This window comes from Veillonella tobetsuensis, from assembly GCF_001078375.1.
Taxonomy (GTDB): domain Bacteria; phylum Bacillota; class Negativicutes; order Veillonellales; family Veillonellaceae; genus Veillonella; species Veillonella tobetsuensis.
This window is the reverse complement of sequence record NZ_BBXI01000009.1, coordinates 413,998-426,788: the sequence shown is the minus strand read 5'-3', so window position 1 is coordinate 426,788 and position 12,791 is coordinate 413,998. Positions and strand designations below refer to the sequence as shown.

The following is a 12,791-nucleotide window of genomic DNA, read 5'->3' as shown; positions in this document are numbered from 1 at the left end:
TAAAGCATGTGAGCCTTATATGCTTATTTTTTGCAAAAAAATAATGTTGGAAGTGACACCGTAGTGGTGTCACCCCAACATTTATTATAGAGCCTTAATTATTTTGGCAGATTTTAGTACAAAGATTTATATTTCATCCAGTTAGTTTTAGCCATTTCTTTAAGTTCTGTACCACGTCCATCAAGGATTGCATTGATCAAGTATTTACTAAATCCTTTTGCTTGTTGGTATGCAATTTTTGGAGGCATAGCAAGTTCTTGTTTATCAACACGAACATTGATAATAACAGGACCTTCATTATAGTTCAAGGCTTCTTTAATTTTTTCATCAACTTCGCTAGAGTTTGTAATGCTAATACCTTTGATGCCAGCTGCTTCGGCAAGTTTACCAAAATCAGGATTTACGAAGTCTGTAGCATAATCTAGGTAACCAGATGCTTTCATTTCCATGGCAATGAAGCTAAGTTCTTCATTGTTAAATACGAATACTTTCACAGGAAGATTTAATTGTTTTAATGACAACATTTCGCCCATCATCATGGTGAAACCGCCGTCCCCAGATAGGGAGATAACTTGGCGATTTGGACATGCATTTTGAGCGCCTATTGCGTGCATCATTGCATTGGCCATGGAACCGTGGTTGTAGGAGCCAATGATACGACGTTTGCCATTTGTTTTGATATGGCGTGCTGTCCAAATAACAGGCGTGCCTACATCGAATGTAAAGATGGCGTCATCAGCAGCCAATTTGTTAAGGCGATTTACGAAATATTGAGGGTGAATTGCTACTCCATCAGGTTCAGCAGCGGCATAGCTGTCCAAATCATTGCGGAATTTAGTGTATGTTTTACGAACGGTATCGATGAATTCTGTATCATCTCGTTGTGTAAGGTGAGGGAGTAGTTCGTGTAAGGTATCTTTTACAGAACCTATAATGCCTTGTGTTAATGGAACGCGTGCACCAAGAGCGGATGGATTAATGTCTACTTGAATTACCGTAGCATTTTCAGGATAGAATGGACGATAAGGGAAATCGGTACCTAGCATGATTAGTGTATCGCATTGCTCAATAGCACGGTAACCGGATGTATAACCAAGCAAACCTGTCATGCCGACATCATAAGGATTATCCCACTCAACCCATTCTTTGCCTCTGAAAGCATGTACAACAGGGGCTTGTAATTTAGCAGCAAGTGCAACCACTTCGTCATGAGCACCGGCACAACCAGCACCACAGAAAAGTGTAATGCGTTTGCCATTGTTTATATGTTGGACCATTTCAAGAATATCCTCTGATTGAGGAATTACGCGTGGCAATTTAGGCGCATGCCATGTAGGTAATTCATCAATTTCTGTTTCCATAACGGCCACATCACCAGGTAGAACGATTACGGCTACATCGCGATTGCCAACTGCGGCATTCATGGCGCGGAATAGGATTTCAGGCATTTGCTTTGGATTAGAAACGAGTTCACAGAAACAAGAGCATTCTTTAAATAAATTTTCTGGATGAGTTTCTTGGAAATAGTTGAGCCCTACTTCGGATTGTGGAATATGAGAGGCAATAGCGAGCACTGGTACACGATTGCGATGACAATCAAATAGACCATTGATCAAATGGAGATTACCAGGGCCAGAGCTACCAGCACATACGGTTAATTTACCTGTTAATAGAGCCTCTGCACCAGCAGCGAAGGCTGCAGATTCTTCGTGGCGCACATGTTCAAATTGAATTTTCCCATTACGACGTAAACTATCGTTTACCGAGTTTAAGCTATCCCCAGTAATACCATAAATTCTTTCAATACCTGCGTTAGCTAATACCTCTATGAGTACATCTGATATACGTTTTTTTGCCATATTATCACCTCTATATGATAATTAATGTTATTTAAAAATATAATTCATTGTATACTATAAATAGTAGTATCTTATGATTGCATATTATGTGACTTTTATCACAATATATTGTATACATCACAAAATTAGTTCAATTTCTAAATGTGCTATATAATTGAGATGTATATTAATAAGTTTTCTCATATACAAATGTATAATCTTGCGAAAGTATCATAAAAGTGGTACTATAAACATATAAATTAATATGATAAGTCTTTGGGGATAGGTGAAATTCCTTACCGGCGGTTATAGTCCGCGAGCCATATGGCATGAATCGGTGCAATTCCGATACCGACAGTAGAGTCTGGATGAGAAAAGACAATAGCACATATATTTTGTATGTGTATATATGATGACCCAAGGACTATGTATGTAGTCCTTTTTTTATTGAGGTATTATGATGAACGACGAATTATATATGAAGCGTGCCATTTCTCTAGCGAAAATGGCAACTGGACATACATCGCCAAATCCTTTGGTTGGTGCCGTCGTAGTAAAAAATAATACAATAGTGGGCGAAGGGTATCACCATAAGGCTGGTGAGGCCCATGCGGAAGTGCATGCTTTAGATGTTGCGGGAGACAATGCTAGGGGAGCTACCTTATATGTAACCCTTGAGCCTTGTGCTCATTATGGAAAGACTCCGCCATGTGCTAAGCGTGTCGTAGAATCTGGTATTGCTCGCGTTGTGATTGGTAGTACCGATCCAAATCCACTAGTGGCTGGTAAGGGCATTCAAATTCTTACTGAGGCAGGTATAGAGGTAACTACAGATGTATGTGTGGATGAATGTATTCAGTTGAATGAACATTTCTTTACATTTATTCAAACACATAAACCGTTTGTAACCATAAAAAGTGCTATGTCCCTAGATGGTAAAATTGCTACTTTCACAGGTCAATCTCAATGGATTACGAATGAAAGTTCCCGTAAGGACGGACATATATTGCGAGCGTCTCATGATGCGATGCTTGTTGGTATTGGTACCATCTTGGCTGATGATCCATTGCTTAATTGTAGGCTCACTAGAGATGAATTATATGAAGCACTTATCAACAGACACGATGTCTCGATAGATAATACATTAGAGGTGCATCAGCCAGATATTATTATTCTGGATAGTCAGGGGCGTACGCCAACGGATGCAAAGGTATTTACGATACCAAATCGTAAGGTTATCATTTATGTAGCGAAAGGTTGTCCAGAGCAGCGTAGAATTGCTTTGGCTAATGTTGGAGCGATTGTAGAAGAACTCCCAACAAAATCGGTGCGTCAAGGACGTACCACTGATGTAGCTATAGATATTAAGAAGATAGATATTCAAGCGTGTTTGGAACATCTTGGGGAACAAGAATACACATCAGTGCTTGTTGAAGGTGGTTCCACCATTATCAGTTCCTTTGTTGAATCGTTGGCCTTTGATAAAATTGTTACCTATATAGGCAATCTTGTCATAGGGGGCACGAATAGTACAGCTGCTGTAGGTGGTACCGGTTTTGCTACATTACATGAGGCGCCTACACTCGAATTTGCTAGTTCGCGAATACTAGATAATAATATTCGTATAGAATCCTATCGTTTAGGAAGGGAGGGCTCTTATGTTTACAGGCATCGTTGAAGAAGTTGGCAAAATAGTAAGCGTTAAAAAGGGTGCCCAATCCTTATTATTGACGATCGATGGCAATACAATTTTTGACGATTTAAAAATTGGCGATTCTGTAGCGGTTAATGGTGTTTGTTTAACTGTTACAACGATTGGAAATTATCAATTTACAGCCGATGTTATGCCTGAATCCATTAGTATGACCACTTTCACAAATTTAAAGGTGAATCAGCCAGTTAATCTAGAACGTGCTATGGCTGCTAATGGCAGATTTGGTGGACATATTGTAGCTGGTCATGTGGATGGTACAGGTCGCATCGTCAATATGAAACGAACAGATAATGCCATTGTTTTCACTATTTCTACTCCAAAATCGATTATGGATTACGTTATTTATAAGGGATCCATTACAATCGATGGTATTAGCTTAACGATTATGGAGAGAACAGAATCGACCTTTTCTGTATCTATTATTCCGCATACACTGAGTGAAACAGTGCTAGGTCATGCGTCGATTGGTACAGAGGTAAATTTAGAAACAGATATTACAGGCCGTTATATTCGTCATTTTATGACATTAGATGCACCTACACATACAAGTAAGTCCCAAAAATCTATGGAATCTCTATTAGTAGAGAATGGATTTATGTAAAAGGAGGAGTTGTCTCCATGAATTATACATTAAACACCATTGAAGAAGTTCTTCAAGATATGAAAATTGGCAAACCTGTTATCATTGTTGATGATGAAAGTCGCGAAAACGAAGGAGATTTAATCATTGCTGCAGAATTTGCTAATCAAGAAAACATTAATTTCTTTGTTAAATATGCTCGTGGTATCGTATGTACACCGATGAAACGAGAGGATTTAGAGCGTCTTGGCATCCCTGTAATGGTTACGAAGAATACGGATAACCATGAAACAGCCTTTACTGTTACCGTTGACCATGTAGATACCACAACAGGTGTATCCCCAGCAGAACGAGCTTACACAATTCAAAAATTATTGGATCCAAATGCAAAACCTGCAGATTTCCGCCGCCCTGGTCACGTATTCCCATTAGTATATAAAGAAGGTGGCGTTCTTGTGCGCCAAGGTCATACAGAGGCATCCGTAGATCTCTGTCGTCTTGCAGGTCTGAAAGAAGCTGCTGTTATTTGTGAAATTACTAAAGATGATGGCGACATGGCACGTTTACCGGATTTGGTAGAATTCGCCAAGGAACATGATTTAAAAATCGCTTCTGTTGCGGAACTTATTGAATATCGTAAACAGCATGAAGATATGGTTGAATTAGGGGCTTGTTCTAAATTGCCTACTAAATTTGGTGACTTTAATATTTTCGTATTTAAAAATGACTTAGATCATAAAGAACATTTAGCTATTGTTAAAGGCGATGTACAAGATTGTGATGATGTACTTGTACGTATCCACTCTGAATGTTTAACTGGTGATGTGTTTGGATCTAAACGCTGCGATTGTGGTGAACAATTAGATCATGCATTGCGGGCCATCGAAAAAGAAGGCAAAGGCGTTGTAGTCTATATGCGTCAAGAAGGTCGTGGTATTGGCTTAACCAATAAAATTAAAGCCTATGCATTACAGGAACAAGGTCTTGATACCGTAGAAGCTAATGAACAACTAGGTTTCCCTGCAGATATGCGCGAATATTCATTAGCAGCTCAAATTATTCGATTCTTAGGCATCAAGAGTATTCGTTTATTGACGAATAATCCTGAAAAACGTCACGGTTTAGAGCATTGGGGGATTGATGTACACAATCGTGTACCCCTCATTATTGCAGCTAATAAATTTAATGCAGGTTATTTAAAAACAAAAGAAGAAAAAATGGGTCATATGTTAGAAGACTAATTTTTCTTTACTAACTTAGATATATAAACTAATCATTCATAGGAGGCTATAACATGATGGTTCAAGAAGGTAATTTGGTTGGTACTGGTAAAAAATTTGCTATTATCGGTTCTCGTTTTAATGAGTTCATTACATCTAAATTAATTGGTGGCGCAGAAGATTGTTTATTGCGTCATGATGTTAAACAAGAGGATATCACAGTAATTTGGGTTCCTGGTGCATATGAAATTCCTTTAATTGCTAAAAAAGTAGCTTTAACAGGTCGTTATGATGCAGTAATCTGCGTAGGTGCAGTTATTCGCGGTGCCACTACACATTATGATTATGTTTGTAATGAAGTAGCTAAAGGTATTGCTCATGTTTCTTTAGAAACAGGTATTCCCGTTATGTTTGGTGTAGTAACAACTGAAAATATTGAACAAGCTATTGAACGTGCTGGCACTAAAGCGGGTAATAAAGGTTACGATTGTGCTATGGGTGCAATCGAAATGGTTAACCTTATTGATCAAATCTAACAGTTGCATAATAAACACTCAGTATCTTATGGTACTGAGTGTTTTTATTACATCGAAAATATGTTCTTTTGATGTAATAAATAGCTAGACGAACATATATTCTCTATAATTGAAAAATATAAATATATCATGATATACTATATACCAGTATTGAAAGTATGATTTTAATTAAATAAGTATAAATAAGGAATGATAGCATGGATTATATAAAACGTTTTACTACCAGAGAAGGTGTACGTATGTCTATTGCTGTTACAACAGATACAGTTGAAACAGCGCGTGTACGTCACGATTTATGGCCTGTAGCAACAGCTGCATTAGGTCGTGCTATGACAGGTGCTATATTATTAGCAGGTGATTTTAAAAACCATGAAAATGTAAGTCTTCGTATTAAAGGTGATGGTCCACTAGGTGTTGTACATGTAGATGCATTTTCCGATAATACAGTTCGTGGCTATGTAGATGAGCCACATGTGGATGTACCTTTAAAGCATGCTGGCAAACTTGATGTGGGCGCTGCCGTTGGTCATAATGGTGAAGTACAAGTTACGCGTTTTACCCAATTGGCACAAGATTATACATCTACAAGTCCTATTCAAAGTGGTGAAGTAGCAGAGGATTTAGCGTATTATCTCTACACATCTGAACAGGTGCCATCTACTATTAGTTTAGGTGTTCTTGTAGATCCTGATTATCATACTGTTGTAGCTGGTGGATTTATCGTACAAGCATTACCAGATGCTACCGATGAAGCCTTAGCTATGGTGGAAACGAACATCAATGAGTTGGGTCCTGTTACAGAATATTTAAAGGCTTATCCAGATGGTAAGGGCCTAGTAGAAAAGGTGTTAGATGGCCTTACCGTTAATGAAGTGTATAATGAGCCTATATCTTTCAAATGTCGATGTAGCCGTGATCGCTTTGCAGGTGTGCTTATGACATTACGTGAAGACGATAAAAAAGCACTTCTTGAGGATGAAACGACAGAGCTCGTATGTCATTATTGCAATGAGAAATATCATTTTTCAAGAGAAGAATTAGAAGATATGTTTGCGCCTAAAGGTTTAATTCAATAAGATTTATCTAAATATTTATGATTGATAGGTAAAATGACTATAATTAGTTAATTATCTATAAAATATACAGGTTATAGGCTTTTTCCTATAGCCTGTTTTCTTATTATATGAGAAAATATATTGATAGAGTATTTTTAATAGGAGGCAACTATGAGTGCAATCGGTGTTATTGGTGGAACTGGTGTATATGATCCGTCCATCTTTGAAAATATTCATGAAGAATCTTTGATGACTCCTTATGGAGAAATTGATTATGTACAAGGTACATATAAAGGTAAAACTGTAATTTTCGTGGCTCGTCATGGTAAAGACCATACGATTCCTCCACATAAAATTAATTATCGTGCCAATATTTGGGGATTAAAAAAACTAGGTGTTAAATTTATTATTTCTACAACTGCTGTAGGATCTTTAAATAAGAATTTCGAGCCTGGTCATTTTGTATTGACCGACCAATTTCTTGATTTTACAAAAAATCGCATTACTACATTCTATGAAGGTGGTGATCGTCCAGTAGCACATTTGGACGTAACAAATCCATATTGTCCTGAACTTCGAGAAATCATCGAAACTGTTGGTAAAGAACATAATTTATCCATTCATAATGGTGGTACTTATGTATGTACGGAAGGCCCTCGTTTTGAAACACCTGCAGAAATTAAGATGTTCCATATGCTCGGTGGGGATACTGTGGGGATGACGAATGTACCGGAGGTTAATCTTGCCAACGAAGCAGAAATGGCGTATACCACAATTTCAATGATTACTAATTACGCTGCTGGCATTTCTGAAAACGCGCTTACTCATGGTGAAGTGGTAGAAATGATGGGAGAAATGGCATCTCAATTGAAAGCTCTCATTTTAGGAACCATAGAAGCTATTGATATGGCTGCTGACTATGAAGCACATCATCGTATGGCTGAGTATGGTGGGTTTAAATTGTAAGAGATTCTATCAATTTTGATATGACAATATTGAGGGAGGTCTCATGAAAAATATTGAATGGTGTAATGATGCACTCGTTTTATTAGATCAAACAAAACTGCCCACACAGGTTGAATATATTCATTGCACTGATTGGCGACAAGTTGCAGAGGCTATCAAGATGCTTCGCGTACGTGGGGCGCCTGCCATCGGTGTAGCTGCTGGTTATGGTCTCATTTTAGCTGCTAATGAAGCGAATAGGTTAGAAGCTCCTTTTTCTGAACAAATTTCAGCTTTCTATGAGTGGAGTGAAGAGTTAAAAGAAACTCGTCCAACAGCTATTAATTTGGCCTGGGCTGTTAATCGCGTTATGGCTATTGTGAAAGCCGGTCAATTTGACGCTATGAATGAAGTGGTGGACCGCATCACAAAAGAGGCTATCTCTATTCATAAAGAGGATGTAGAACTCAATACAAGAATGGCAATTAATGGGGCAACGTTGTTTGAAGGTAAGAAACATTTACGAATTTTAACACATTGTAATGCTGGTGCATTGGCAACAGGTGGATTAGGTACTGCACTAGGTGTGATTCGTAAATTACATGAACAAGGCCAATTGGAAATGGTTTACGCCGATGAAACACGTCCATTATTGCAAGGTGCTCGTTTGACAGCCTTTGAACTTCATGAGGATGGAATTCCTGTTACCTTAGAAACGGACAATATGGCCGCTTATGCGATGCAACAAGGCTTAATCGATGCCATTATTGTCGGTGCGGACCGCATCACAACACAGGGTGATGTAGCTAATAAAATTGGTACCTATGGATTAGCAGTGCTTGCAAAATTCCATAATATTCCATTTTATGTAGCTGCGCCTTACAGCACATTTGATTTTACTCTTAAACATGGTAAGGATATACCTATTGAAATGCGTACTGATGATGAAGTATTAGCTTTCCAAGGCGTGCCATCTGCACCTACAGGCATTCATGTATTAAATCCTGCTTTTGATATAACACCTTATAAGTTGGTTACGGCCATCATTACGGAGGAGGGTGTATTGACACCTGATTATCAAGAGTCCATTGCTCGTTTACAATCTGTTGTTGAAGCTAAATAGCTTTCATAATGGATTTATATAGAACTTAATGATTTTGAAAGAAAGTTCTTTCATCAACATGTATATAATCTATTAATTTATAAATGAAGGAGTACGTATGCAATCCTTAATTAAAGATATTAATTTAGCTGCGGAAGGTCGCAAAAAAATTGACTGGGTTTCTAATTTTATGCCTACATTGAATAGCCTAGGTGACCGTTTTGAAAAAGAACAAACTTTCAAAGGTCAAACCATCGTTGTATCTGTTCACTTAGAAGCAAAAACAGCCTATCTAGCAACTGTATTACAACGAGGCGGTGCCGATGTTATCGTTACAGGTTCTAATCCGCTTTCCACACAAGATGATGTGGCGGCTGGCTTAGTAGATATGGGTATTACTGTATATGCATGGTATGATTGTACAGATGAAGAATATTTTATGTTCCTCCATAAAGCATTAGATCATAAACCTCATATCATCATTGATGATGGTGGGGACCTTGTAAACTTATTACACACTACACGACAAGATGCTAAAGAACGTTTATTAGGTGGTAGCGAAGAAACCACAACAGGTGTACATCGACTTTATGCATTAGAACATGCAAATCAATTGACATTCCCTATGATTGCTGTTAATGATTCCAACTGTAAATACTTGTTTGATAATCGCTATGGCACTGGTCAATCTGTATGGGATGGCATCATGCGTACTACAAATCTTACTGTCACAGGTAAAAATGTCGTAGTTGCTGGTTATGGTTGGTGTGGTAAAGGCGTTGCTATGCGTGCAAAAGGCCTTGGTGCACATGTATATGTAACAGAGGTGGATCCTATTAAAGCTATCGAAGCTGTATTTGATGGTTTCAAAGTATTACCAATGGTAGAGGCTGCTAAAATTGGCGATATCTTCTGTACAGTAACAGGTTGTAAAGATGTTATCGTGAAAGAACATTACGAAGTAATGAAAGATAAAGCTGTCCTTTGTAATGCAGGTCATTTCGATTGTGAAGTTAACGTACAGGATTTAGAAAACTTAGCAGTAAGCCATGAGCGTGTGCGTCAAAATATTGAAGGTTATACAATGGCTGATGGCCGTAAATTGTATGTATTGGCTGAAGGACGCCTTGTAAACTTAGCAGCAGGCGATGGTCATCCTGCTGAAATTATGGACTTGTCCTTTGCTATGCAAGCATTGGCTGCGGAACATATTTTACATAATGGTAAAAACATGGAACCAAAGGTATTCGTATTACCTCAAGAATTAGATGCAGAGATTGCAAAGCTTAAATTAAACTCCATGGGGTATAATCTTGATGCGTTAACACAAGATCAAATCGATTACTTAACTAAGGTAAACTAATATAATCTTGAATACAAAGTGTTTTAGCCGAGTCCAGTAGGATTCGGTTATACCTATGCAAGGAGGCATAATGTCTGATTTATTAATTACCAATGTAGATGTTCTTACTGATAAAGGAACATTAACAAATCATGCTATTGAGATTAAAAATGGGTACATTACGTCCATTCTAACTACAGAAGAAGCAAAAACTGTACAAGCTAAGGAAATACTAAATGGAAAAGGTCAACTAGCCGCTCCAGGTCTCGTCAATACACATACGCATATAGCGATGGGATTATTCCGTAACTATGCTGATGATTTAGAACTTATGGATTGGCTTGAAACAGCAATTTGGCCAACAGAGGCTAAACTAAATAATGATCTTATTAAATGGGGCACACAGCTAGGCATTGCTGAAATGCTACGTTCTGGTACGACTACATTTAGTGATATGTATTTCTTTATGGATACAACTGCTGACGTAGTGAAAGAAACAGGTATTCGTGCCGTATTATCTCGTGGCCTTGCCGGTGTATCTCCTACAGCTAATCAAGCTCTTGTGGAAAATGCAGATTTGTTCCGTACTTATAATGGATTTGATAACGATCGTATCAAAGTCCTTTTAGGACCACATGCACCTTATACATGTCCAGATGCATATATGGAAAAGGTGATTGCTTTATCTCATGAACTAAATTGCGGTATTCATATGCACTTATCCGAAACAAAAGGGGAAGTGGAGAATGTTATTAAAGCAACAGGTAAAACACCAATTGCTCATATGCATGATTTAGGTTTGTTCTGGAATACTACCTTGGCTGCACACTGCGTACATGTTACAGAAGAAGATATGGCTATTATGGCTGAAAATCATGTAGCCGTAGCTCATAATCCACAATCTAATTTAAAGTTAGCCAGTGGTATTGCGCCTGTTCCTGAAATGATAGCTAAAGGTATCACCGTAGGTCTAGGTACTGATGGTTCCGCATCAAACAATAATGCAGATATGCTTGAAGAAGTACGTTTGGCTGCTACACTACACAAGGCTCGACTATACGATCCTAAGGCGATTCCTGCACAAGCTGCATGGGATATGGGTACTATAGAAGGCGCAAAAGCGCTTGGATATAAGGACTTAGGTAAAATTGCGGTAGGCCAAAGAGCAGATATCGTATTATATGATGTATCTGGTATGCATTGGATGCCTCGTTATAACGATATAGCTGCACTTGTATATTCAGCTAATAGTTCTGATGTAAATACTACAATTGTAGGTGGCAAAGTTCTTATGAAAGACAAAGAATTGCTTACTATTGATGAAGAAAAACTTCGCGCAGAAATCACTAAGGCTCAAGAGTATTTCAGTAACTAGTATATTAGTAAAAACTGTATTAGTAAAAAACTATATAAGTAAATAACTATATTGGTAATAGATTAGCTTTTTGTTGTCAAGTGTAGTACTAGTTAGGTTTGTAATAATAAATAAAAGAAAACCCACTCATATTATGATATATTCCTTTATTAGATTTTTAATAAAGGAATATATCATAGGGAGTGGGTTTATTTTATAATATTTTACTATGAATGCTATTTTATTACTTTCACCAAGAACATTGGTACAGGGATATAAAATTCATCTTCTTCGCTGTAAATACGAGGGCCTACGGTGGTATCAATGGTAACAGAGCTAGCACCTAATTTTGTGAGTAGTTCTTTATCCCATTGAGGGCGTGTAAAGGATGAAATTTTAAGCATATGATAAATAGTATGGCATCGTTCTTTTAAATCATCGCTTACATATTCATGAGCATGGTGAACAGATTTAGGCAACTCATGGTGATTGCGAGCGTGTTCCGCATCATAGTTGAGGATTAATCCGCCTGGACGGATGACGCGTAACCATTCAGCATAGGCCTTATCTGGATGAGGTAAATTCCAGGTTACATTGCGTGCTACTACGATATCAAAGGTATTAGCATCAAAGCTGAGATTTTCTGCATCCATAACGGAGAATGTAGCATCACAATTAAGGGCGTCTGCCAGTTGATTTGCTTCATCAATCATATTAGGCGTAATATCGATACCATGTACAGTATGGCCAAGTTGAGAGAGAATAGTACTAAAGAAGCCCGCACCACATCCGATGTCTAAAATTCTTAAAGAGCGATCAGAATCAAAGATATGACTCGTTAGTTCATCTCTCCATAATTTAAGTTTAGTGCTCTCTAATTCTTTAGCTCGTAAGGCTCCAAAATCGTGAGCTCGATCTGACCAATAGGATGTAATAAATGTTTTCTCATCCTCCTTAGGATGAATGATATGATTAAATGTATCGTTCATAGTAACTCCTTATATTTTACTGTACTTATAGTATCATACCTATAGTGGTATTCCTGTGAAATGTTTAACAAATTGGCAGTTTTAGATATAATATAATAGAATTATACAAAGAAAAG

At 37.8% G+C, this 12,791-nt stretch carries 11 protein-coding genes and 1 riboswitch; of the genes, 9 read left to right on the top strand and 2 right to left on the bottom strand.

Annotated features, from left to right (window positions below; genetic code table 11):
- Positions 1–113: 113 nt before the first annotated feature.
- Positions 114–1,859 carry a ubiquinone-dependent pyruvate dehydrogenase gene (poxB, locus tag VEI_RS04860; RefSeq protein ID WP_059362581.1) on the bottom strand — a complete coding sequence of 582 codons (1,746 nt, stop codon included), beginning with the start codon at positions 1,857–1,859 and terminating at the stop codon, positions 114–116.
- 247 nt (positions 1,860–2,106) lie between these two features.
- Positions 2,107–2,222: riboswitch (FMN riboswitch) on the top strand.
- Positions 2,223–2,295: 73 nt separating this feature from the next.
- On the opposite strand from poxB, the gene ribD reads away from it, so the two are divergent.
- The 9 genes from ribD (at position 2,296) to VEI_RS04815 (ending at position 11,707) form a co-directional block, all read left to right on the top strand.
- Complete coding sequence (gene ribD / locus VEI_RS04855; RefSeq protein WP_059362578.1) at positions 2,296–3,516, top strand: bifunctional diaminohydroxyphosphoribosylaminopyrimidine deaminase/5-amino-6-(5-phosphoribosylamino)uracil reductase RibD; 1,221 nt, start codon at positions 2,296–2,298, stop codon at positions 3,514–3,516.
- Positions 3,497–4,153, top strand: a complete 657-nt coding sequence (locus VEI_RS04850; protein WP_059362575.1) for a riboflavin synthase — start codon at positions 3,497–3,499, stop codon at positions 4,151–4,153. Before ribD ends, VEI_RS04850 begins: the two co-directional genes overlap by 20 nt.
- 17 nt (positions 4,154–4,170) lie before the next feature.
- Positions 4,171–5,373, top strand: a complete 1,203-nt coding sequence (locus tag VEI_RS04845) for a bifunctional 3,4-dihydroxy-2-butanone-4-phosphate synthase/GTP cyclohydrolase II (protein ID WP_059362572.1) — start codon at positions 4,171–4,173, stop codon at positions 5,371–5,373.
- A gap of 53 nt (positions 5,374–5,426) precedes the next feature.
- Positions 5,427–5,888 (top strand): 6,7-dimethyl-8-ribityllumazine synthase, encoded by a 462-nt coding sequence (ribH, locus tag VEI_RS04840; protein ID WP_059362569.1) that lies wholly within the window; start codon positions 5,427–5,429, stop codon positions 5,886–5,888.
- Between the two features lie 197 nt (positions 5,889–6,085).
- The gene (hslO, locus tag VEI_RS04835; RefSeq protein WP_059362565.1) at positions 6,086–6,964 is read left to right on the top strand and encodes an Hsp33 family molecular chaperone HslO; all 879 of its coding nucleotides are present in this window, start codon (positions 6,086–6,088) and stop codon (positions 6,962–6,964) included.
- A gap of 150 nt (positions 6,965–7,114) precedes the next feature.
- A complete protein-coding gene (gene mtnP / locus VEI_RS04830) occupies positions 7,115–7,909 on the top strand; it encodes an S-methyl-5'-thioadenosine phosphorylase (protein ID WP_059362562.1) in 795 nt (264 codons plus the stop codon).
- A 43-nt stretch (positions 7,910–7,952) separates the two neighbouring features.
- The gene (gene mtnA, locus VEI_RS04825; protein ID WP_059362559.1) at positions 7,953–9,011 is read left to right on the top strand and encodes an S-methyl-5-thioribose-1-phosphate isomerase; all 1,059 of its coding nucleotides are present in this window, start codon (positions 7,953–7,955) and stop codon (positions 9,009–9,011) included.
- Between the two features lie 97 nt (positions 9,012–9,108).
- Positions 9,109–10,353, top strand: a complete 1,245-nt coding sequence (locus tag VEI_RS04820; RefSeq protein WP_059362556.1) for an adenosylhomocysteinase — start codon at positions 9,109–9,111, stop codon at positions 10,351–10,353.
- Positions 10,354–10,423: 70 nt separating this feature from the next.
- The gene (locus tag VEI_RS04815; RefSeq protein ID WP_059362551.1) at positions 10,424–11,707 is read left to right on the top strand and encodes an amidohydrolase; all 1,284 of its coding nucleotides are present in this window, start codon (positions 10,424–10,426) and stop codon (positions 11,705–11,707) included.
- A gap of 215 nt (positions 11,708–11,922) precedes the next feature.
- On the opposite strand, the gene VEI_RS04810 is transcribed toward VEI_RS04815, so the two are convergent.
- Complete coding sequence (locus VEI_RS04810) at positions 11,923–12,675, bottom strand: class I SAM-dependent methyltransferase (protein ID WP_059362548.1); 753 nt, start codon at positions 12,673–12,675, stop codon at positions 11,923–11,925.
- Positions 12,676–12,791: the final 116 nt, after the last annotated feature.